The organism is Flavobacterium sp., from assembly GCF_046153165.1.
In the GTDB taxonomy this organism is placed as follows: Bacteria; Bacteroidota; Bacteroidia; order Flavobacteriales; family Flavobacteriaceae; genus Flavobacterium.
The window spans coordinates 1-25,693 of sequence record NZ_JBJXEN010000022.1; the positions used below are offsets into that span (position 1 = coordinate 1).

The window sequence follows — 25,693 nt, forward strand, 5'->3', positions numbered from 1 at the left end:
GTAGGTACGGGTGTAACTGGTGCTAGCATAACTGCTGGCGCTTTACCTACAGGAGTGACTGGTAGCTTTGCTGCTGGAGTATTCACTATTAGTGGAACTCCAACGGTAGCTGGAACTTTCAATTACACTGTAACTACAAGCGGTGGTTGTGCACCAAATATTTCTTTATCAGGAACAATTAAAGTAAATCCTTTATCAAGTATTACTTTGACATCTGCAGTAGGAACAGCAGCACAAACAATTTGTACTAACATAGGGTTATCACCAATTATTTATACTGCTGGATCAGGAGTTACAAGTATAAGTATTACAGCGGGTGCATTACCATTAGGGATAACAGGAACTTTTGCGGGTGGAACTTTCACTATAAGTGGAACTCCAACACTTGCCACTCCTGCAACTTACAATTATACCGTAACCACAAGTGGTGGATGTGCCCCAGATGTTTCATTATCTGGAACAATCATAGTAACTCCGGCACCAACAATTGCTTTAACATCGGCAACAGGAACTGACAATCAAAATGTTTGTAATAAAGCGTTAATAACAGCTATTAGTTACAGTATTGGAGGATCTGGTACTGGAGCTAATGTCACTGGATTGCCGACTGGAATAACAGGTGTATTTGCGACAGGAGTTTTTACAATAAGTGGAACACCAACAGTGGCAGGAACATTTAATTATACGGTAACTACAACTGGAGGTTGTAATCCGGGTGTTTCATTAAGTGGAATTATCACAGTTATAGAAATACCAGACCCAAAACCAATTGCAACTCCTAGTTATATTTGTGTTGATGCAAATAATATACCTATTAGCACATCAACAATACAAACACAATTAGATGATACAAATTATACTTTTGTGTGGTCTGATTCAAATGGGGTTATAGTTGGAGCAACTCAAAGTTTCTACATTGCTAGTGTGCCTGATACATATAGTGTAGTAGCTACACCTGTAGCAAATAATTCATGTTCATCATTGCCTGCTTCAGTTGTAATATCTCCATCATTGCCTCCACTAACAGTGATTGCAACACCATCTGATTATTTTGCAGATGTACAAACAATAACTGTTACTGTTACTCCAGCAGGTAACTATGAATATCAAATAGATAATGGTCCTTTTCAAACAAGTAATATATTTACAAATGTTGGAGCTAAATCACATACTATAACAGTAACGGATCTCAATCATTGTGGAGAAATATCTACCACAGCTTATATTGTAGATTATCCTAGATTCTTCACTCCAAATTCAGATGGAATTCATGATACTTGGAATATCTCATCTATAAGTGATCAAAAAAATGCTAAGGTTTTAATTTTTGATAGATTTGGAAAATTCCTAAAAGAAATTAGGCCTTCAGGAGATGGCTGGAATGGATACTTCAATGGAAAAGAACTACCTTCTACTGATTATTGGTTTGTTGTTACTTATGAAGAAAAAGGAATTACAAAAGAACTAAAATCACATTTTGCCATGAAACGATAAAACATTGTTTTATAAATAAAAAAGGCTTCTCAATTTGAGAAGCCTTTTTTATTTATATTTTTTTGTAATAGTAAAAAAAATAAGATATTAAAACAATCTATTCTTTAGAAGCTAAATATCTTTCGGCATCTAATGCAGCCATACAACCCGTTCCTGCAGCAGTAATGGCTTGACGGTAAACATGATCTGCAGCATCGCCTGAAACAAAAACACCAGCAACATTAGTTTTAGCTGTTCCAGGAATATTTACAATATAACCTGTTTCGTCAAGGGTAATGTAATCTTTAAAAATATCAGTATTTGGTTTATGACCAATCGCTACAAAGAAACCTGTTGCTTCGATATCAAAAATATCTCCAGTAGTTTTATTTTTTGCTTTTACAGCAGTTACCACTTGACCGTCACCTAAAACCTCAACAGTATCATGGTTCATTAAGATGGTAATATTTTCAGTTTTACGAACACGAGCTTCCATGATTTTTGAAGCTCTAAATTGTTCGCTACGAACTAACATAGTTACTTTTTTACACAATTTAGATAAATAATGCGCTTCTTCGCAAGCTGAATCCCCTGCTCCAACGATAACAACTTCTTGGTTACGATAGAAAAATCCGTCACAAATCGCACAAGCCGAAACTCCACCACCCATCTTTAGATAATGTTGTTCTGAATCTATTCCTAAATATTTTGCAGTTGCACCAGTCGAAATTATAACTGTTTCACAATGCAATTCTTTTTCATCATTTATCCATACTTTATGAATATCTCCTGAAAAATCAACTTTTGTAGCCCAACCAACACGAATATCCGTTCCAAATCTTTTTGCTTGTTCTTCTAAACCAATCATCATTTCTGGACCCGTAATTCCTTCTGGATTTCCGGGGAAATTTTCTACTTCATTTGTTGTAGTAAGTTGACCTCCGGGCTGCATTCCTTGGTACAAAACAGGGTTCATATTTGCTCTAGCAGCATATATTGCAGCTGTATATCCAGCAGGACCAGAACCAATAATTAGGCATTTTATTTTTTCGATTGTATCTGACATAATGAGTGTTTTTATAAAAATACAAATGTAAACTTTATTATAAAAATTTCACTCTTTAATAAATTGAAAAAACTTATTTATTGATAGAAAAATACTTTTATTATTTTACATGTTGAATTGCCCAAATAAGTAAAGTATTTTTTTCTTTAGGTAGTTTTAATTTTTCAATAATATTACTGCGATGACCTTCTACTGTTTTTTCTGATAGGAAGAGTAATTCAGCAATTTGTTTGCTTGTTTTTTGTTGAGCAATTAGTTCTATAATTTTTCTTTCGGATAAAGTTAGTTTAGCAAGTTCGTCATTATCATTTTTATTATCAACAACTAAGTCATCTTCTAGATATTCGCTTACATAACGATTTCCTTTTTTTACTTTTAGCAAACATCTTTCTAATTCTGTTTGCGCATGCTCTTTGAGAATATACCCATAAATACCATATTCAGTTGCTTTTTTGTAAATAGTCATTTCTTTGTGCATGGTAAGCAAAATTATTTTGGTTTTCAGTTTACTTTCTTGTACTTTTTTAGCAACATCTAAACCGTCGAGACCTGGCATATTTATGTCTAAAATTGCAATTTCAGGAGAATGCAATTTGATAAGATTTAATGCCGAAATACCGTTTGAGCAAGTGTCAAATACTTTATATCCATAAGATTCGACAAAGCTTTTTGTTCCTTGTAATGTAAATGGATGATCGTCTGCAATTAATATTTTCATTATGTTTTTTTAATTTCAATAGTTATAATTGTCCCATTTTTATCGGATACAATTTTTGCTTGCCCGCCAATTACTCTACTTCTTTCTATAATATTATGTAATCCAAAAGCATTAGAACCGTTTAATGTTTCGGAAACATTAAATCCTATTCCGTTATCTTTTATTTCAATATAGATTATGTTGTTTTTTTCTAAAACTGTAATTTTTGCTGCGACTGCATTAGCATATTTTATAATATTAGAAAGAGCTTCTTGGATGATTCTATACACTTGCAACTCATCATTTGTTGATAGAGAATTATTATAATCAATATCAGCCGTTACCATAAAATCATTTACAGATTGAGCTCTTTCTACTAATTGTTCGATGCTAGATTTTAATCCAATTTTATCAAACATAATTGGATGTAAGTTTCTACTAATAATACGGATATCATTTATAATGGAATCGATTTTATTATTTGTTATATCATTTTTTTCTTCAAACAGATTTTTTAAACCTAGTAATTCGTGACTCACACTATCATGTAAATCACTAGCAATACGTTTGCGTTCTTCTTCGGTTTTTTCTAATAATTGTTTGGTGTATACTTGTGCATTTTGCTTTTCTAATCTTAATTTTTTTTGTTTTTGTCTGGTTATATAAATTACTACGGTTAAAAACAATCCTAAAAACAATGAAGCTAAAAGCGCTATTGTAGTGTTTTTATTTAGAATAGTTGTTTTTTGGAGTGCAATTTCTTGTTCTTTTTTCTCCGTTTGGTATATAGTTTCTAGCTCGACAATTTTTCCTCTTGTTGCAATATTACCTAAACTATCGCCTATAATTTGTTTTTCTTCTTCATATTTTAATGCGTTTTTAAAATCATTATTTTGAATAGCATGTTTTTTTAATACACTGTAAAACAAATCGGCTTTTTCATATTGCTCATTATCTTTTAGAATTGGAATAGCTTTTTTTATAGCTTCAATATTGGAATGATTAGGGTTATTTTTTATTTCATATTGTACTAATGTTGCCTTATAATCTTGCATCCAATTATCTGAATCTACTTTTTCAACAATTGGTTTTAGCTCGTCTAAAATTTCTTTAGCTTCGATTAATTTATTTTCACGTAATAAATTTTCAACTTTAAAGTCATAAATAGCAATTTTTAAAATATCACTTTCATATTTACTTGCTTTAAAAGCTTGGTATGTTGAGTCTATTAATGGTGTTTTTCGAGAATCTTGTACATAATCATACACTGAGATTTTATTATATAAACCCATGTAGGTATCATAAATATTATCAATACTTTTAAATGCTTTTATGGCTTTATCTGCATTTTCAATTGCCCTTTTCTTATCTCCAATTGCTTTGTAAATGTTGGCATAATTTGAATAAACAGAACCTAATCCATCAATATCACCTATTTTATTAAAATATTCTAAAGATTTTTGATTGGCTTCCAAACTTAAATTTTGCTTCCCCATACCAAAATACACATAGGACAATTCGTAATAAGCTCTGGCTATTTCATAACAACTTTTGTAATCATTAGGTTCTAATAAAGTTATATTTTTAAAATAATTACATGATTTTTTAAAATCTCCTTTGTCATAATAGTAATTAGCTAAATAGGAATCTACAAAAGTGGTTTTTAAAGCGGGAACATTATGTCTATATTTTTTATTAAAATTATTAATTGTGTTTAAAAAAGCACTATCGTAATCATAATGGTAAGATAATTTTGTGCCAACCACATCTAAAATTTTAGCAGCATCTAAAAAATTCTCTTCTTTAATTTTAGTATCATAATAATTATTGAAAATAGATAAATATTTTTTCCTGTTATTAGTATAGTTTTCATTTTTTCTTAACCAAACTTTTGTAGCATCTTCTTTAATGGGAGCTTCCATTTTAAAAATAACTTCAGTTTCTTTTTTATTATTACAAGCTAAAAAAAGAAGTATAATAAAGGTGGAAAGAATATATTTATATTTTTTTGAAAGAATCATTTTGTTGGATATTATTTTTTTATTTGAATTGTAATAATAGTTCCAGACTTATCGGATAAAATTTTTGCCTCGCCACCAATCACTCTACTTCTTTCTATAATATTATGTAATCCAAAAGCATTGGATCCATTTAATTTTTCATTTACATCAAATCCTTTTCCATTGTCTTTTATTTCTACGATTAGACTTTCATTTTTCTGAGAAATTGTGATTTTTGCTGCGACTGCATTGGCATATTTGATGATGTTTGACAAGGCTTCTTGGATGATTCTATATACTTGCAACTCATCATTTGTTGTTAGAGAATTATTATAATCTATATCCGCAGTTACCATAAAATCATTTACAGATTGAGCTCTTTCTACTAATTGTTCGACACTAGATTTTAATCCAATTTTATCAAACATAATTGGATGTAAGTTTCTACTAATAATACGGATATCATTTATAATGGAATCGATTTTATTATTCGTGATATCATTTTTTTCTTCAAACAGATTTTTTAGACCTAGTAATTCGTGACTCACGCTATCATGCAAATCACTAGCAATACGTTTGCGTTCTTCTTCAGTTTTTTCTAATAATTGTTTGGTGTATAATTGTGCGTTTTGCTTTTCTAATCTTAATTTTTTCTGTTTTTGTCTGGTTATATAAATTACTACAGTTAAAAATAATCCTAAAAATAATGAAGCCAAAAGTGCTATTGTAGTGTTTTTATTTAGAATAGTCGTTTTTTGAAGTGCAATTTTTTGTTCTTTTTTCTCCGTTTGATATATAGTTTCTAACTCGGCAATTCTTCCTCTGGCGGCTATATTTCCTATACTATCTGTAATAATTTGTTTTGCTTCTTCATAGTGTAAGGCATTTTTGAAATCATTGTTTTGAATAGCATTATTTTGTAACACACCATAGAACATATTAACTTTTTCATATTGTTGATTTGTTATTAAAGTGGGTATTGCTTTTTTTATATCATTAAAATTAGAATAATTAGGATTTTTTTTTATTTCATATAACGCAGTAGTTATTTTATATTCTTGAGTCAAATCATCAGAATCTATTTCTTCAATAACTGGTTTTAAGTCGTCTAATATTTTCTTTGCTTCAGTTAGTTTGTTTTCTTCTACTAGATTCTCAACTTTAAAATCATAAAGTTTAATTTTCAAAATTTTACTATCATCTTTACTGTCTATAAAAGCTTGATAGGTAGAATCAATAAGTGCTCTTTTTCGAGAGTCTTTCATAAAATCATAAATCGAAATTTTATTAATTAAACCAATGTAGACATTATACGTATTATCGATACTTTTATAGGCTTTTATAGCTTTATCAGCGTTTTCAATAGCTCTTTTTTTGTCTCCAATAGCTGTGTAAATATTGGAATAGTTTGAGTAAACAAAAGCCAAACCTTTAGGATTATTAATTTTAGTAAAGTATTCAAAAGATTTTTGGTTGGCAACTAAACTCAAATTTTGCTTACCCATTATATAATACATATAAGATAAATCATAATAAGCTCTAGCTATATTATAACAACTATTGTAATCATTAGGTTCTAGTAAAGTTATATTTCTAAAATATTCACATGCTTTTTTTAAATCGTACTTATCATAATAATAATTAGCTAAATAAGCATCTACAAAAGTGGTTTTTAGTGCTGGTACTTCCTTTCTGTATTTAGTATCAAATTCTTTGATCATAGCCATAAAAGGCTCATTAAAATCATAAGAATCGGCCAGATACACACAAGCTATATCTAAAATTTCAGCAGCATTCAAATAGTTATGTTCTGCTATTTTTTGATTGTAGTATTTGTATAAAACTGATAAATATTTTTTATCTTTTTTGTAATTTTCTACTTTATGCAACCACGATTTAGTAGCGTCTTCTTTAGCTGGAATTTCTTTCTCAAAAACAACTTCATTTTCTTTCTTATCTACACAGCTTAAAAAGAGAAATAAAGTTAAAATAATATATATAAAGCGCTTTGTCATTTCAAATAATTTTCAACAAAAGTATTTAATTAAATTTCATAAAAAAGGGTTTCTTAAAATTCAGGGGTTTCCCCCTATATGAATTCATTTTCTATTGTATCAACTTTGTACTCAGAATTTGGAAGATTAGAACATATAATCTAAAAATCCAAAACCTAATTAATTTTAAAAACCAATTTTTATGAACAGAATCTTACTTCGAAAACCAACTCGCTCCTTTACCAAAGGAAAATTTCGGACAAAAACAATGGCAATGCTGCTGTTTTTCTTGTTTTTTAGTCTAGCCAGTGTGCGAGCGCAGGTGGCGGTAACAGTCACATCGGGAGCTACAAACGTTACTCCCAATTTGGCAGCAACTTATAGCTCGTTTGCTAATTTAACTGCCGCATTAAATAATATTACTGCGATGACTGGTGCGGTAAATATTCAATTAAGCGGAGGCACAGAGGTAGCTCCACCAAAAGGATTTACTATCGGAAGTACGACCTTGAATGCCGCCTTAACTGCGTCGGCAGGTAACGGTGGAAATGGAGGTATCAATATTAACGGTATCTTCGTGGGCTACAATAATCCTTCAAATACCAATTTAGTTGGTGGGGTTGGAACAGCAACCGGCGCATCGGCAAGCCCAGATGGAATTTTAAAATTAGTTGGTGCTGATTATATAGGACTTACCTATATAAGTTTTATCGATCCGACGACAAATACCACACCAACCACCGCCATGGAATTTGGTGTCGCCTTATTTAAAGCCAGCCCAACTGATGGTTGCCAGCATAACTATATAGACACAAACTTTTTTACTATGCAACGGTTAAATACCACTGTCGGAAGTGGGCCGATGATTGGTGAAGCCGCAATTATAATTGTTAACTCAATACCGACGGCTGCAATTACATCAATAACGCCAACTTCAAATAGCGGTGCAAGTACCGATAATGACATACGAAATAACGATATAAATGGCGGTGCAAATGGTATTTCGCTATACGGTTACATTGCCCCGGCTCCATACGATTTTGTAGATACGCGCAACTCAATAACAGGTAATTACGTTCGAAATTTTGGCGGAGGTATTCCTGCTACTAGTAGTAACGGTATCATAACTCGTGGGCAGTGGGAAACAGATATTGAATACAATAATGTCGATAATAACGATGGCTTTGGTGTCAATCAAAATTCAAACCTGTACGGCATTAATGTTTTTAATGCAACCAATTCAAACTCGATTACTAGTAATAACGTGATTAAATTGCAAAGCGGTACTACAACTGGCGGGCAAGTATACGGCATTTACAATTCAATAAATACGGGCGGTAACGTTCCTGGTTTTTCAACTACCATCAATAATAATACTATCGACATGGCGCAACCCTTGCTGACGACAGCGGGAAATATGCGTGGAATTAATTGTATTTCGTCTTCTCAAATCCTAACTATTTCAAACAACATTATAAGTGGTTTGAGTCCTTTTGCCTTTACAGGAAATGCCTACGGTATATACACTCTAGGAACGGCAACCACCACAAACATAACTAATAATTCAATAAAGAATTTTAATCGTACCGGAACAACAGGAATTACATATGGAATACTTTGTCAAGGTACAGCAGCGACTACAACAGCAACAACTGGTCCGACCAACGTTGTAGCAGATGGAAATACTATTGATAACTTAACTTTTACAGCTACAGATAACACTGGTTTTGTGTATGGAATTAATGCTGGTGTAAATACAATTACAAATACTATAAATAATAATGTGGTTAAAAATTTAGCGGTAGGTACTTCCGGATCTATTTATGGCATCTATGATAACGGTATTGCAGGTACAAAAGTGTGTCAAAACAACCAAGTTTTTAATTTCTCAACACCTGCAGGCGTTGGAACAAGTACTTATAACTCTTATTACGGAATTTATTACACAAATAACGCAATTGCAGCTTTAAATTTAGATATTACTGGCAACAGTATTTATTCTTTAAACAATTTAGGTACAGGTACCAACGGTGATGTTTACGGAATTTACTGTACTGCACTGCAACCAAGTTCAATTTACAAAAACAAAATTTACGATTTATCGTACAATGGTACAAATACTACTGTAAACGGATGGGTAAGTGGCATTTTTGCACTTAATAACGTAAGTACTATTTACAACAATACGATAGCCGATTTACGAATGCCTAATTACGCCCAACCTACGCAAAAGCTTTTTGGAATTCGGGTAGGTAATGCCAATTTATATTATAATACTGTTTTTTTAAGTGGAACAAATGCTTCGAGTGCTGCGTTGTTTTCATATACAGCAGGTTCACTTAAATTGAATAACAATATTTTTATTAATACTGTAACACCAAACTCAGGTGGAATTGCAACTGCTTATTCAAGAGCTGATACAACTATAAATACTTATACTGCATCATCAAATTATAACTTGTTTGCGGGAACAAATATCTATTACGACGGAACGAGTACCGATGCTACTCTTGCAGCCTACAAAACCAGAATGGCAACACGTGATCAAAACTCGGTTACCGAAACCACAACACCTTTTATAAGTACAGTTGGTTCTAACCCAGATTTTTTACGTTTGCCACTAAACGCAATCTCTGTTGCTAATAATAACGCGTTACCAATCACTTCACCAGCCATCACAACTGATTATTGGGGAGTAACAAGAAGCGGTACAACACCAGATATTGGTGCATCAGAATTTATAGGATTGGTTTGTACAACACCAACTGTTTATACAGTAACTGGTGGAGGTAATGGTTGTGGCTCAACAGGAGTTCCTGTTGGATTAAGCAATTCTCAAACGGGTGTTAATTATCAATTAAAATTAAATGGAGTTGCAACTGGTGGTTTAGTAGCGGGAACAGGAGCAGCATTGTCTTTTGGCAATCAAACTGTTGCAGGAACATATACTGTTGATGCCACTAGTAATGTAGCAGGTTGTACAACACCAATAGCCATGTCAGGAAATGCTATTGTTACTACTAGTCCAGCCGTAAATGCAACGAGTAGCCAAACCAATGTTTCTTGTAATGGCGGTTCAAATGGTACTGCGACTGTCGTTGCATCAGGTGGAACAGCCCCTTTTACTTATTTGTGGTCACCAACTGGCGGAACGAGTGCAACAACAACAGGAAGACCAGTAGGAGCTTATACGTGTACTATTACCGATGCTGTAGGTTGTTCTACATCAAGAAATTTTACTATCACACAACCACCTGCTATTTCTACAGCATCTTGGTCACAAACAAACATTGCCTGTAATGGCGGATCAACTGGTGCTGCAAGTGTTTCACCTTCAGGAGGAACAGCTCCTTATACTTATTCTTGGGCACCATCTGGCGGAACAGGAGCATCTGCTAACGGATTAGTAGCAGGTACATACACTGTTACTGTTACTGATAATAATAGTTGTACAGCAACTAGAAATTATACTATTACACAATCTACAGCGGTGTCTGGGTCAGCTGTTGTTACAAACGTTGCTTGTAACGGAAGCACAAATGGAGCTATTAATTTAACTCCCTCTGGTGGAACACCAGGATATACTTACAATTGGGCTGGTGGAATTACTACGGAAGACAGAACTGGGCTTGCTGCTGGAGCATATTCAGTAACAATTACTGATGCTAATGGATGTTCAGCAATTCGTAGTTTTACTGTAACACAACCAACTGCAGTATCTGGGTCAGGTATTATAACCAATAATGCATGTAACGGAGGCACAAATGGAGCTATTAATTTAACTCCCTCTGGTGGAACACCTGGTTATACATTCAATTGGGGGTGGTGGCATAACTACTGAAGACAGAACTGGACTTGCTGCTGGAACCTATTCGGTAACCATTACCGATGCCAATGGTTGTACAGGAATAAGTAATTATACTATTACGCAACCTACAGCAATATCTGGGTCAGGTGTTGTTACAAACGTTGCTTGTAACGGAGTCACAAATGGAGCTATTAATCTAACTCCTTCTGGCGGAACACCAGGATATACTTACAATTGGGGCGGTGGAATTACTACAGAAGACAGAACTGGACTTGCTGCTGGAGCATATTCGGTAACAATTACTGATGCCAATGGTTGTTCAGCAATTCGTAGTTTTACTCTTACACAACCACCAGCTTTGGTTACGTCTTTGGTTTCTCAAACTAATATATCTTGTTTTGGGGGAAACAACGGATCTGCAACTATTAGTGTTTCAGGCGGAACAGCAGGATATTCTTATAACTGGACACCTGGAAACCCACCTGGAGACGGAACTGCTACTATTACCGGAGTAACAGCGGCAACTTGGACTTGTACTATAACAGATGCCAATGGATGTACAACATCAAGAAATGTAACTATTACACAACCATGGGCTTTAGATGCTATTGCATCAACACAAACTAATGTTTTTTGTAATGGTAACTCAACTGGTTCAGCAACCGTTTCTGCAGCTAACGGTACACCACCATATACTTATGACTGGACACCTGGAACTCCATCTGGAGACGGAACTGTAACAGCAACCAATTTAATAGCGGGTACTTACAATTGCTTAGTAACTGATGCTAATGGATGTGCTAGAAATGTAGGGTTTACCATTACACAATCAGCTGCTTTAGACAATTCAATTTCTCAAGCATTAGGAGTAGTGACTGCTAATCAAAGTGGGGCTACTTACCAATGGTACGAATGTCCTAATACTTTGATAATAGGACAAACAAATCAGAATTATACACCAACTGTTGCAGGAGATTATAAAGTAGATGTAACTCTTGCTGGCTGTACTGTCACTTCAAGTTGTGTTACTGTGAGCACTTTAGGAACAGAAAGTTTTTCTTTTAATTCTAAATTATCAATATATCCTAATCCTTCAAGTGATGTGTTCTCTATAAATAGCGATACACGTGGCACCATCGTAGTATATGATTTGATAGGAAAAATAATCAAATCTGAAACTATCAATTTAGGGATTACTAAACTAGATTTAAGTAAATACCCAAGTGGAATTTATTTGATGAAAGTAACTAATGACAGTAATCAAACTAAAACAATGAAATTGATTAAACAATAAATAGATTTAGTTTTTAATAAAAAAGACTTCCAAAAAATATTTTGGAAGTCTTTTTGTTTTTGCTAAAATTCAGGGGTTTCCCCCTATATGAATTTATTTTCAATTACACCAACTTTGTAATCTGATTTAAAGGATTACCGAGGTAATCAATTTTTTTAACATTAATATAAAAGATAAATTATGAGAAGAAATGTACTTAGAACAAAAAATCATGCTTCAATAGGAAGAAAAATTTTCACAAAAATAGTAGCCGCTTTGGTTTTTGTCTTGTTGACCAATACTATGTTTAGTCAAGCAGGTGCGGCGTTAGATTTTGATGGTGCCAACGATTATGTACAAATAGGAAATATCATGCCTGCAACGTATACTAAAGAAGCGTGGTTTTATGTGTCAAACTTAGGACTTCAAAACAATCTTATTTCTGGAGGAGCCGATGGGCAACATGCATTGTATCCTTCAGCTACTTATGGAAACAAATTATCTGCTGGACACAATGGCACTTGGAATTCAGTGCAAGATCCAACTCCAATAATAGCTAATACTTGGTATCATGTTGCTTTGACTTATGATGCGGCAACCACTACGATGAAATTATATAAAAATGGTGTTTTAGTTTCAACAAATACAAGTGTACCCCCTTTTATAGGTGGTAATGCTTTACGACTTGGTTCTTTTGATGCTGTCCAAAATCTACTTGGTGGCAAATTAGATGAAGTTCGCATTTGGAATAGAGTATTACCGCAATGTGAAATTCAAAACAACATGAATGGCGAATTACCTTCTGGACAAGTAGGACTGGTAGCTTATTACAAATTTAATCAAGGGATTGCATCTGGAAACAATGTTGCAATAACTACTCTAACTGATTCTAGTGGGAATACTAATACAGGAACATTAAACGGATTTGCATTAACTGGAGCTACCTCAAACTGGGTAACACCAGGAGGTGTGGTTACAGGAACGATGAGCCCAACTCCTTTGTCGGTTACAAGTCCTCAAGTTTTTTGTACTGGTTCAACAGTTGCCAATTTAACTGCTACAGGAACCACTATCAAATGGTATAATGTTGCTACAGGAGGAACTGCTTTGGTTTCTACAACAGCATTAGCTACTGGAACTTATTATGTGACACAAACTACTGGAACTTGTGAAAGCCCTAGAACGGCAGTGACCGTGACAATAAATACAACTGCAATTCCAACAGCTACTTCCCCTCAAACTTTTAATACAGGAGCTACCGTTGCCAATCTTGTAGCAACTGGAACTGCTTTGCAATGGTATGCAGCTTCAACAGGCGGAGCCGCTTTAGTAAGTACAACACCATTAGCAACTGGTTTGTATTATGTTTCTCAAACCATAGCAGGTTGCGAAAGTCTAAGAAGATCGGTTCAAGTAAATATTAATGGCGCTTCTTTAAATTTTAATGCCACTACAGATTATGTAGATCTTGGAACAGCTATTGCAACAGCTATCGACCCTATAAACACAATTACAGTCGAAGCTTGGGTATATCCAACAGCAGTAAGTAATGGTTTAGGAAATAATTTTGGTATGATAGTAGGTAATTATAATACATCTGCAAATAATATGCAATTTATGCTTAGAAAAGAATCGGGTACAGATTATGCTTTTTGGGTAAATTGTGGTGCAGGATATCAGGCAGTTGGTGCAGTAAATTCTCTAACTTTAAACACATGGCAGCATATTGCAGGTGTTTGGAACGGAATCGATATAAAAATTTACATCAATGGAGTACTTAAAAATACAACTACAGGTGTAACAGGGAGTAGTTTTGTAACTTTAGCAAATCCAATTAGAATGGGTAAAAATTTAGCTAATGAAAAGTTTGTTGGAAATATTGATGAGGTTCGTATTTGGAGAAGAGCATTGTCACAATGTGAAATTCAAAACAACATGAATACTGAGTTGCAATCAGGTCAAATAGGATTGTTGGCTTATTACAAGTTTAATCAAGGGATTGCTTCTGGAAATAATGCTTCAATAAATACGCTAACCGATTCTAGTGGGAATACTAATACAGGAACATTGAATAGTTTTGCTCTTACTGGAACTACATCAAACTGGACGGCTCCAGGAGCAGTTGTTACCGGAACGATGAGTCCAACTCTTTTATCTGTTGTGAGTCCACAAGCTTTTAATACAGGAGCTACAGTTGCCAACCTAGTAGCAACAGGAACTACTTTGCAATGGTATGCAGTTTCAACAGGTGGAGCCGCTTTAGTAAGTACAACACCATTAGCAACTGGTCTGTATTATATTTCTCAAACCATAGCAGGTTGCGAAAGTCCAAGAACAGCAGTTCAAGTAAATATTAATGGAGCTGCGTTAGATTTTGATGGAGTGAATGACCAAGTAAGTTTTGGAAATCCAATAACAACTTTATTAAGTGGAACTAATAAACTTACAGCAGAAGCTTGGGTGAAAACAACTAATACAACAGGCATAAAAACATTTATTTGTAACCATGGAAGCGGTTTACCTACACAATTCGATTTACGTACAAATGGTACTAATTTTGATTGCTTTGTTGGTTTTGGTACATACGTTGTCACAGGAGGAACAGTTATTCCTAATACTTGGCAACACGTTGCTATGGTATTTGATGGGGTAACATTAAAATTATATGTTAATGGTGTTAATGTTGGTACCACAAGTACTCCATCATATACTTTACCCGCTAGTACTGCTCCAATTATAATGGGAAATAATGGTTATGGGGAAATTTTTCAAGGAAAAATGGACGAAGTCCGTATTTGGAATCGTGATTTGCCTCAAGCGGAAATTCAAAATAATATGAATTGCGAATTAGGTTCAGGGCAAACAGGATTAGTAGCTTATTATAAATTTAATCAAGGAATTGATAACGCAAGTAATACTACAATAACTACACTTACAGATTCTAGTGGAAATACGAATACTGGGACATTAAACGGATTTACACTTACAGGAACCACTTCAAATTGGACAGGAACTGGTGGTGTAACAACAGGAAATACTTGTTCTACTTATTTAAATGTGAATGATTTTGAATTTTCATCAAAATTATCAGTATATCCTAATCCGTCAAGCGATGTGTTTTCAATAAATAGCGATACAAATGGAAAAATTGTAGTTTATGATTTAATTGGAAAAATTATCAAATCTGAAAACATCAATTTAGGTATTACAAAACTAGATTTAAGTAATTATCCAAGTGGCATTTATTTGATTAAAGTAACCAATGACAGTAATCAAACTAAAACAATGAAATTGATTAAACAGTAAATAGATTTAGTTTTTAATAAGAAATGCTTCCAAAATATTTTTTGGAAGCATTTTTGTTTTTTACTAAAATTCAAGGGTTTCCCCCTATATGAATTCATTTTCTATTGCGCCAACTTTGTAATATAATTTTTAAAAAGAAAAAATATGAAAAAAATGACACTATTAAAAAGACAAATTCTTTGTCTTATGTTATTACTAGTTAGTAGTTTTTCGATAGGACAAATTCTAGACCAATCAAATGCCCCTTCAAGCAATGGAGGTTATGTATGCAAAGTGAGCCCATACGATTCTAGTGCGGGTCAATCTTTTGTTGCAGGCGTTACAGGCAATTTATCGCAAGTAAATATTAGAATTGGTAATTTCTATTCTGAATTTGTCGCAGGAAATTTTCAACTTCGTATTATTGCAGGTAATGGATATTCTGGTACGGTTTTGAATACGACCATATTTACTATTTCATCTGCACCAGTTGCTAATAGTTTTCAAGAATTGGCAATAACGTTGTCTAATACAGTTCCAATAATTGCTGGGAACACTTATATTATTGATATAATAGGCATTACAGGTACAGTGTACACGTCCCAAACAAATTCTGTTTACGCAAATGGGAATTACTATTATTATGGTGTAGTTTCCTCTGGTTATGATTTGTGGTTTAAAACTTTTGTAGCTGCAGGTAGTGCACTAAATTTTGATGGTGTAAATGATATTGTAAGTGTTGGCAGTAATGCGCTTTATTCAAATTTAGGTACAGGATCATTCACTTTAGAATCATGGATTAATCCAAGTAGTCTTTCAGGCGTAAAATCTATCATTCGTAAAGATGGAGATTATTGTTTATATGTTGATAATGGAATATTAAAATCAGAACGTTTTGCGACAGGAAGCGGTGGTACTTATTCTATTGCTAGTGGCACAACCACTCCTATAAGTTTAAATTCTTGGCAACATGTTGCAGCGGTTTGGACAGGTGCTACTTGCTCATTATATATAAATGGCAACTTGGTTTCGAGTACAATTACTTCTTCCAGCTCATCAAGCACTTCGGCTTTAAATATAGGTAGATCTTCTATCTTCAATCAAGGATTTACGGGTTCAATTGATGAGCTCCGCATTTGGAAAAGAGCTTTAACGCAATGTGAGATTCAAAATAATATTAATTCAGAGTTGTCTTCAGGGCAAACGGGTTTAGTTGTTTATTATAAATTTAATCAAGGAATTGCAGTAGGAACAAATACGACAGTCAATACATCTACTGATTCAAGTGGCAATGCTTTTACGGGTACATTAACGAATTTTGCCCTAACTGGCTCAAATTCAAACTGGATAACTCCTGGAAGTGTAATAACAGGTACAACAAGTCCAACATTCAATTTATTATCGGTAGCAACTGCCCAAACTTTGTGTAGTGGTACTGGAACTACAGTTGCCAATTTAACAGCCACGGGAACAGCTATTAAATGGTACAATGTTGCAACGGGAGGAATTCCTTTAGCTAGTACAACTACTTTGACCACAGGGACTTATTATGTAAGCCAAACCACAGGGACTTGTGAAGGTCCAAGGACTGCAGTTGCAGTAACTGTAAAAACAACAGCTTTACCTACGGTAACAACAACACAGGTATTCAATACTACTGCAACTGTTGCAAGTTTAGCCGCTACTGGTACACTATTAAAATGGTACGATGTTCCTAATGGAGGAGCAGCATTATCAATCGCAACTATTTTATATACAAGGACTTATTACGTAACACAAACGCTAAATTCTTGTGAAAGTACAAGAGTTGCAGTTGCAGTACAGGTAAACATTGACGGTGCAGCACTCAGTTTTGACGGCGGAGACGATTATGTAACTTGTGGCAACATTATGCCTGCCACGTATACAAAAGAAGCATGGTTTTATACTTCAAATTTAAGCTTTCAAAACAATATAATTTCTGGAGGTTCCGATGGACAACACGCCTTGTTTGCCTCTCCAAATAACGGTCAACGAATTTCTGCTGGACACAACGGCACTTGGGATTCCGTGCAAGATCCAACACAAATAGTAGCCAATACTTGGTACCATGTTGCTTTGACCTACGATGCCGCAACCACTACAATGAAGCTTTATACCAACGGAATTTTGGTTAGTACCAACACAACCGTAGACCCATTTATTGGTGGTAATGCCTTAAGGATTGGAGCTTTTGATAATGGAGGAAATTTATTTGGAGGTAAAATAGACGAAGTTCGTATTTGGAACAGAGCGTTATCGCAAGCCGAAATTCAAAACAATATGAATTGCGAGTTAGCACCAGGACAGATTGGATTGGTGGCCTATTACAAATTCAATCAAGGAATTGATAACGCAAATAATACAACAATAAGCACTTTAACGGATTCTAGTGGAAATACAAACACTGGAACATTAACTAGTTTTGACCTTACAGGCGTTACCTCAAATTGGGTTGCGGTTGGTAGTGTAACAACAGGAAATACCTGTTCAGCATTTTTAAATGCTGCTGATTTCGAATTTTCATCAAAACTAACTGTATATCCAAACCCTTCAAGCGATGTATTTTCTATCAATAGTGATACAAATGGTACAATAGTAGTATATGATTTAATTGGAAAAATTATTAAATCAGAAACTATCGATTTAGGGATTACAAAATTAGATTTAAGTAATTATCCAAGCGGGATTTATTTGATGAAAGTAACTAATGACAGTAATCAAACTAAAACAATGAAATTGATTAAGCAATAGTTTTAAAACTATTTAAACTAAATGAGGCTTCCTAAAAAGAAGCCTCATTTTTATATTTTATAATATTATCTTAAAAAGGAACATCACTATCATCATCAAAATCATTAGAACTACTTCCAAAAGCTTCATTAGCAGATGGCAAGTTTTTAGTCTGAAAAGGATTATCGTCTTGTCCCAAATTCATCGTTGATGGTAAATAATCATCTCCTCCTGAATAATCTTCAAGATTATCAAATTTACCTAAATTACCAATAAATTTCAGACGCACATTTTCTAGACTACCGTTACGGTGTTTGGCGATAATAAATTCGGCTTGACCTTGTGTTGGTGAGTGTTCATCATCATCCCATTCGTCAATTTTATAATATTCTGGACGATAAATAAACGAAACAATATCCGCATCTTGCTCGATTGCTCCAGATTCACGAAGGTCAGAAAGTAAAGGTCGTTTGCTAGATCCACGTGTTTCAACCGCACGGGATAATTGCGAAAGTGCTATTACGGGAACTTCTAATTCTTTTGCTAAAGCCTTTAAATTTCGAGAAATAGTCGATATTTCTTGCTCACGATTTCCAGGTCCTTTTCCACCTCCAGCAGTCATCAATTGAAGATAATCGACAATAATGATTTTGATATCATGTTGCGACTTCAAACGTCTTGCTTTGGCACGTAAATCAAATATTGAAAGTGATGGAGAATCATCTATATACAAGGGTGCTTTTTCTAAATCCTTAACCTTCACACTCAACTGCTCCCATTCGTGTTTTTCGAGCTTTCCGGTTCTTAATTTTTCTGATGACAAACCTGTTTCGGAAGAAATTAAACGTGTTATTAACTGAACCGAAGACATCTCTAATGAGAATAAAGCCACAGCATGACCAAAATCGATAGCCACATTTCTCGCCATCGAAAGTACAAATGCTGTTTTACCCATACCTGGACGAGCCGCAATGATAATTAAATCTGACGGTTGCCAACCTGAGGTTACTTTATCTAGTTTTTCGAAACCAGTGGCAATTCCAGAAAGTCCTTCTTTACCAGCAATTTCTTCAATACGTTTCTTGGCTTGAATTACCAAGCTTTGTGCTGTTTCTGAACTTCGTTTTATATTTCCTTGCGTTACTTCATATAATTTCGATTCGGCTTTGTCTAGTAAATCGAAGACATCAGTCGATTCATCGTAAGATTCTTCTATAATCTCCGAAGATATTTTTATTAAACTTCGTTGAATATATTTTTGAAGAATAATTCTGGAGTGAAACTCGATATGTGCAGAAGAGGATATTTTTTGAGTAAGTTGAATCAAATAAAAATCGCCACCAGCCAAATCTAGTTTACTCATTTTTCGCAATTGAGCAGAAACTGTTAATAAATCGACAGGTTGAGAATCATTAAATAAAGTGACAATGGCTTCAAAAATGTATTTGTGCCCATCTTTATAAAAAGCTTCAGGTTGTAAAATATCAATTACTTCATCAACCCCTTTTTTATCAATCATCATAGCACCAAGCACAGCTTCTTCTAAATCGAGAACTTGTGGTGGCAGCTTTCCTTTTTCTAGGTTTATAATCGTAGTTTTATCTACTCTTACAGGGTTTATATTCTTGAAATTTTCCATATTGCGAAAGTAGTGAAAAAATAAAAAAAATCACTTTTGAATTGTTAGTAAAAAAATGTTGACAAGTATTTATTATTGTTAATAACCAAAAAAAAATCCGAAACGGTAAGGCTTCGGATTTATATAACTAAAGTAAGAAATTACTCGTTGAATTCTCCCATTTTGCTGTATTTATCCATTCGTTGCGATACTAAATCTACTGTTGATAAATCTTTAAGTTCATTAAAAGCTTTAAGGATATATTCTTCAACTGTTTTGAAAGCAGTTGCTTTGTCATAATGAGCTCCTCCTAATGGTTCTGGGATAATATCATCGACTAATTTTTGCCTTTTCATATCAGCCGAAGTCAGTTTTAATGCTTCTGCTGCTTGTTCTTTATATTCCCAACTTTTCCATAAAATAGAAGAGCAAGATTCTGGAGAAATTACCGAATACCATGTGTTTTCCATCATAAGTACTCTATCCCCTACTCCTATTCCTAAAGCACCACCAGATGCACCTTCTCCCACAATTACACAAATAATTGGCACTTTAAGCCTTACCATTTCAAGAATGTTTCTTGCAATTGCTTCACCTTGTCCTCTTTCTTCTGCTTCAATTCCAGGAAATGCTCCAGGAGTGTCTATTAATGTAACTACTGGAATATTAAATTTTTCAGCCATTTTCATTAAACGAAGTGCTTTTCTATAGCCTTCTGGATTTGGCATACCAAAATTACGAAATTGACGCATTTTTGTATTAATTCCTTTTTGTTGTCCTACAAACATAAAAGATTGATCTCCTATTTTTCCTAGACCACCAATCATGGCTTTGTCATCTTTGAACCCTCTATCTCCAAAAAGTTCAAGAAATGTTCCTTTTGTTAAGTTAGTAATATGCTCTAAAGTATAAGGACGACTTGGATGACGTGACAATTGTACTCTTTGCCATGCAGTTAAATTTCCGTATATATTTTTCTTAGTTTCTTCAAGCTTTTGATTAATTTGTTCACAGGTATTTGTAACATCAACATCTGATTCTTGTCCAATAACTTGACATTTATCTAGTTGCTCTAGAAGTTCTTTTATAGGTAATTCAAAATCTAAATATTCCATAAGATTTTTTTATTTTGTTTAGGTTTGAAAAGCAAAGATAGTTTTAAATTTAAAGATTGAAAAATTTAAAGATTGAAAAATTTACTTTATTAAGATTAAGTTCCTTTGAATTTGAATGCCCTAGCCCAGATTGCTTCGCCAGTTCGCTCTTTCAGGCTCGGGTGAAATGGAAATCATTTTTTAGGCGATTTTTATTCACCAAAAAATATTACTTCACTTAGCTTTTATTATAAGTAGAATTCAGTGAACTTCATTTGTAACAGATAGCTTGAATAGCTCCTAAAAATTACTTTTTCCTGTTTTTTAAAACTCCGTTTAGAATTACTGTTGACAAGATTATTAAAGCACCTATGTAAAATTGCGCACTCATTTTTTCTTTATCATTAAAAACAATTAACGCTAAAATTATCCCATAAATAGGCTCTAGATTGATGGTTAGCATGACTGTATATGGACTCAAATATTTCATCACACCAACAGATGCAATAAATGCATATGCTGTACAAACGGAACTTAACACGAGCAGCCAAACTAAATCATTTATTGAAATCTGAAAAAAACTGACGGTAAAACTTTGAGTAAATAACATAAATATCGACAAGCATAATACCCCTCCTAAAATTTCGTAAAAAGAGATAACGGTTGGGTTATACTTTACAGCAAATTTTCCGTTTATAACCGAAAATAATGCCGAAAGAAATGCTGAACTTAATGCCAAAACTATTCCGTAAAAGTAATTTCCTTGAACTTTAAAAATAATATATAATCCAGTAATTACAATTAATCCAAAAATAACTTCATATACAATTATCTTTCTTTTATAAAAAATTGGCTCTAATAAAGATGTAAAAAATGCTCCTGTAGATAAGCAAGCTAATGTAACTGAAATATTAGATTCCTTGATGGCTTTAAAAAAAGTGAGCCAATGCAAAGCAATTATTAAACCTGCAAAAAGAAAGGTAATTATGGTTTTTGTAGGAAGTTTTAATGATATTTTCTTAAAAACGACAAACAATAGAATAAATACTGTTGCAAAAGTCATTCGATACCAAACTAAAGGCAATGCTTCTAACGAGATTAATTTACCTAACACTGCCGTAAATCCCCAAATAAAAACAATTAAATGAAGGTGAAGATAACTATTTATAGCTTTATCTTTTTGCATTTCGGAGGAGGAAAAAAGCTAAAATTCCAAAAACAACATTAGGAATCCAAACTGCAATTATTGGTGCGATAGATGATTTTTCGGCTAATGTGCTAAATATTTTATCTAAAAATATATAACTAAATGCAATAGCTATACCTATAGCTAGGTTTATTCCCATTCCGCCACGACGCTTCATAGAAGAAACAGCTACTGCAATAATCGTTAATATAAATGCAGAAATTGGAATACTATATTTTCTATATTTTACAACTAAATATACATTTATATTTGCAGATCCGCGCTTTATTTCTTTATCTATAAACTTATTTAAATCTGTCCAATTTAAGGTTTCAGCTATATATACTACTGGTGTTAAATCTTCTAAATCGAAATTAAATTTCATGTTTTTTGAAGTTTCAATTTCAATTTTATCATCTAAGTCCCCTATCGTTCTTTTGTTATAATTTAATAATGTATATTTCTTACTTGTTGGATTCCATTGTATTGATGAGGCAGAAATTTTATATACTAATCTTTCTCCATCAAATTTTTCAAAAACAAAATTATATCCAGTTTTAGCTTCTTGATTAAAATTACTTACATATATATATTCGTTATCACTAATTTGTCGGTAAACATCATTTGTCTCTCGCATTTCGTTCTTACCATTCCCTATTAGGTATAAATACCTAAAATTCTTAAATCCTTCACTTGCTTTAGGTGCAAGAAAAAAACCCATAAGTAAAGCAAATAAAGATACCATTGTTGCTCCAATAATATAAGGACGTAAGAACCTTCTAAAAGAAATTCCTGAACTTAAAATAGCAATAATTTCGGTATTATTAGCCAATTTAGCAGTAAACCAAATGATAGATAAAAATAAAAAGATAGGAAACAAAAAGTTTGTAAAATAAATAACAAAATCTACATAATAAGATAATACTTTAGCTAGTGGCACCTTATTTTCAAGTATTTTATTTATTTTTTCAGCAACATCAACAGTAATCCCAATAGGAATAAACAAAAGTAGCATCACCGAAAAAGTGGCTAAATATCTTTTAAGAATGTATTTATCTAATATTGTTAGCATCTAAAGTTTATTTGGTTATTTAATTATTCGGTTCAGAAATAACCGAATAACTAAAATTACAATCTCTGACTCATATTCTTAACCATCATTTCTTTCCACTCACGGAAATCTCCGGCTAAGATATGTTTTCTGGCTTCACGAACCAACCACATATAAAAACCAAGATTATGAATCGTAGCTATTTGTTTTCCAAGATATTCATTGGCAGCAAAAAGATGTCGTAAATATGCTTTTGTATATTCTGTATCTACAAATGTGAGTCCCATTTCATCAACGGGAGAAAAATCATCTTCCCATTTTTTATTCTTAATATTAATAGTTCCATTCGCGGTAAACAACATTCCGTTTCTAGCGTTTCTAGTTGGCATCACACAATCGAACATATCAATTCCAAGAGCAATATTTTCTAATATATTTATTGGTGTTCCAACTCCCATTAAATATCTAGGTTTATCTTCTGGCAAGATTGCAGTTACAATTTCAGTCATTGCGTACATTTCTTCCGCTGGTTCCCCTACTGAAAGCCCTCCAATTGCATTTCCTTGTGCTCCAGCATTTGCAATATATTCTGCCGATTGCATTCTTAAATCTTTATAAGTACTTCCTTGTACAATAGGGAAAAATGTTTGGTCATAACCATATTTTGTTGGTACTTTTTCTAAATGCTTAATACATCTATCTAACCAACGATGTGTCATTTTCATCGAGCGATTTGCATAATGATAATCACAAGGATATGGCGTACACTCATCGAAAGCCATGATAATATCCGCACCAATAGTACGCTGAATTTCCATTACATTTTCGGGTGTGAAAAAATGATAAGAACCATCAATATGTGATTTAAACTTAACACCTTCTTCCTTAATTTTTCTATTAGCCGAAAGAGAATATACTTGATATCCTCCAGAATCAGTCAAAATATTTCTGTCCCAATTCATGAATTTATGCAAACCGCCAGCTTTTTCAAGAATAGCAGTTTGGGGACGCAAATACAAATGATAGGTATTTCCTAAAATAATATCTGGATTTATTTCTTCTTTAAGCTCTCTTTGGTGAACACCTTTTACAGATGCAACCGTTCCTACAGGCATAAAAATTGGGGTTTCAATAATACCGTGATCGGTAGTTATGGTTCCTGCTCTGGCTTTTGTTTGTGGGTCTTTCTTAAGTAAATCAAATTTCATAGCCGCAAATATAAAATAATTATAAATTATCGATTGTGAATTATGAATTAAATTAACATTTTTAAATTTTGGAGCGTGACTCAATAAAGAATGAAGCGTCCGAGACTGAAAGCCAAACTGGCGAAGCAATCCGCTTATAATCCTCATACTTTCTTTCTCAGGTGTCGACTAACACTATTATCCTTCACGCAAAAAAAAAAAATTAATAACTTTTGAAAAGTCTATCATCTATTTGTCATTCATCTATTATCTAAAAAACATATATTTGCAAAGTCTAATTTTATAACAAATAATGAAACCAAACACACAACAACTTCAAGAGTTAACAACACAAGTTCGTAGAGACATTCTACGAATGGTACATGCAGTAAATTCAGGTCATCCTGGAGGTTCTTTAGGCTGTACCGAATTCCTAGTAGTTCTTTATCAAAATTTAATGAATCGTAAAGAAGGTTTTGATATGGACGGTTATGGAGAAGATTTATTCTTCCTATCTAACGGACATATCTCCCCTGTATTTTACAGTGTTTTAGCGCGTAGCGGTTATTTTCCAGTAGCAGAACTAGCTACTTTTAGAAAAATAAACACCCGTTTGCAAGGTCACCCAACAACGCACGATCAATTACCAGGTGTTAGAATTGCTTCTGGTTCACTTGGACAAGGTTTATCTGTAGCAATTGGAGCAGCACAAGCAAAAAAACTAAATAATGATTCAAATTTAGTTTATACTCTTCATGGTGATGGTGAATTGCAAGAAGGACAAAACTGGGAAGCCATTATGTATGCTTCTGCAAAAAAAGTAGATAATCTAATTGCAACAGTCGATTTAAACGGAAAACAAATTGATGGCACAACAGACGAAGTATTAAACATGGGAAGTATTAGAGCTAAATTTGAAGCTTTCGATTGGGATGTTATCGACATTAAAGAAGGAAACAATATCGAAGCCATACTTGCTGGAATGAATGACGCAAAATCTAGAACAGGAAAAGGAAAACCAGTTTGTGTATTACTTCATACAGAAATGGGGAATGGTGTAGATTATATGATGTATTCTCATGCTTGGCATGGGAAAGCACCTAATGATGCTCAACTAGAAAATGCGTTAGCGCAAAATTATAATACTGGAGGTAATTCAGACTACTAGAATTAATATTGTTTGATTAATAATCTCTATTATAGATTATTT

Annotated in this window: 15 protein-coding genes; 6 read left to right on the forward strand and 9 right to left on the reverse strand. The window is 33.5% G+C overall.

Annotated elements, in window-relative coordinates:
* On the forward strand, positions 1-1,494 hold a 1,494-nt coding region (locus ACKVOV_RS03120), incomplete at its 5' end, for a T9SS type B sorting domain-containing protein (RefSeq protein WP_409205316.1).
* A 97-nt stretch (positions 1,495-1,591) separates the two neighbouring features.
* Here ACKVOV_RS03120 and trxB read toward each other — a convergent pair.
* The 4 genes from trxB to ACKVOV_RS03140 all read right to left on the reverse strand — a co-directional run bounded on the left by trxB (position 1,592) and on the right by ACKVOV_RS03140 (position 7,251).
* Positions 1,592-2,539: a thioredoxin-disulfide reductase gene (gene trxB / locus ACKVOV_RS03125; RefSeq protein WP_409205317.1), complete on the reverse strand. Its 948-nt coding sequence runs from the start codon at positions 2,537-2,539 to the stop codon at positions 1,592-1,594.
* Between the two features lie 100 nt (positions 2,540-2,639).
* Positions 2,640-3,257, reverse strand: a complete 618-nt coding sequence (locus ACKVOV_RS03130) for a response regulator (RefSeq protein ID WP_409205318.1) — start codon at positions 3,255-3,257, stop codon at positions 2,640-2,642.
* Positions 3,257-5,158: an ATP-binding protein gene (locus ACKVOV_RS03135; protein ID WP_409205319.1), complete on the reverse strand. Its 1,902-nt coding sequence runs from the start codon at positions 5,156-5,158 to the stop codon at positions 3,257-3,259. Before ACKVOV_RS03135 ends, ACKVOV_RS03130 begins: the two co-directional genes overlap by 1 nt.
* A 110-nt stretch (positions 5,159-5,268) precedes the next feature.
* Positions 5,269-7,251 carry an ATP-binding protein gene (locus tag ACKVOV_RS03140; protein WP_409205320.1) on the reverse strand — a complete coding sequence of 661 codons (1,983 nt, stop codon included), beginning with the start codon at positions 7,249-7,251 and terminating at the stop codon, positions 5,269-5,271.
* Between the two features lie 181 nt (positions 7,252-7,432).
* On the opposite strand from ACKVOV_RS03140, the gene ACKVOV_RS03145 reads away from it, so the two are divergent.
* The 4 genes from ACKVOV_RS03145 to ACKVOV_RS03160 all read left to right on the forward strand — a co-directional run bounded on the left by ACKVOV_RS03145 (position 7,433) and on the right by ACKVOV_RS03160 (position 18,368).
* On the forward strand, positions 7,433-11,071 hold the full coding sequence (locus ACKVOV_RS03145) for a beta strand repeat-containing protein (RefSeq protein WP_409205321.1): 3,639 nt from the start codon (positions 7,433-7,435) through the stop codon (positions 11,069-11,071).
* A complete protein-coding gene (locus ACKVOV_RS03150; RefSeq protein ID WP_409205322.1) occupies positions 11,022-12,332 on the forward strand; it encodes a T9SS type A sorting domain-containing protein in 1,311 nt (436 codons plus the stop codon). Before ACKVOV_RS03145 ends, ACKVOV_RS03150 begins: the two co-directional genes overlap by 50 nt.
* Positions 12,333-12,512: 180 nt before the next feature.
* Positions 12,513-15,617, forward strand: a complete 3,105-nt coding sequence (locus ACKVOV_RS03155; RefSeq protein ID WP_409205323.1) for a LamG-like jellyroll fold domain-containing protein — start codon at positions 12,513-12,515, stop codon at positions 15,615-15,617.
* 144 nt (positions 15,618-15,761) lie between these two features.
* Entirely contained in the window at positions 15,762-18,368 is a 2,607-nt protein-coding gene (locus ACKVOV_RS03160; RefSeq protein WP_409205324.1) for a LamG-like jellyroll fold domain-containing protein, read from the forward strand.
* Between the two features lie 70 nt (positions 18,369-18,438).
* Here ACKVOV_RS03160 and dnaB read toward each other — a convergent pair whose 3' ends face one another.
* The 5 genes from dnaB to tgt all read right to left on the reverse strand — a co-directional run bounded on the left by dnaB (position 18,439) and on the right by tgt (position 24,504).
* Positions 18,439-19,986 (reverse strand): replicative DNA helicase, encoded by a 1,548-nt coding sequence (gene dnaB / locus ACKVOV_RS03165; protein WP_409205325.1) that lies wholly within the window; start codon positions 19,984-19,986, stop codon positions 18,439-18,441.
* Between the two features lie 140 nt (positions 19,987-20,126).
* Positions 20,127-21,080: an acetyl-CoA carboxylase carboxyltransferase subunit alpha gene (locus ACKVOV_RS03170; RefSeq protein WP_409205326.1), complete on the reverse strand. Its 954-nt coding sequence runs from the start codon at positions 21,078-21,080 to the stop codon at positions 20,127-20,129.
* Between the two features lie 286 nt (positions 21,081-21,366).
* Entirely contained in the window at positions 21,367-22,245 is an 879-nt protein-coding gene (locus ACKVOV_RS03175) for a DMT family transporter (RefSeq protein ID WP_409205327.1), read from the reverse strand.
* Positions 22,232-23,317, reverse strand: a complete 1,086-nt coding sequence (locus tag ACKVOV_RS03180; RefSeq protein ID WP_409205328.1) for an LptF/LptG family permease — start codon at positions 23,315-23,317, stop codon at positions 22,232-22,234. Before ACKVOV_RS03180 ends, ACKVOV_RS03175 begins: the two co-directional genes overlap by 14 nt.
* A gap of 56 nt (positions 23,318-23,373) precedes the next feature.
* Entirely contained in the window at positions 23,374-24,504 is a 1,131-nt protein-coding gene (tgt, locus tag ACKVOV_RS03185) for a tRNA guanosine(34) transglycosylase Tgt (protein WP_409205344.1), read from the reverse strand.
* A 292-nt stretch (positions 24,505-24,796) separates the two neighbouring features.
* Here tgt and ACKVOV_RS03190 point away from each other — a divergent pair, with 292 nt between their 5' ends.
* Positions 24,797-25,651, forward strand: a complete 855-nt coding sequence (locus ACKVOV_RS03190; RefSeq protein ID WP_409205329.1) for a transketolase — start codon at positions 24,797-24,799, stop codon at positions 25,649-25,651.
* Positions 25,652-25,693 lie beyond the last annotated feature (42 nt).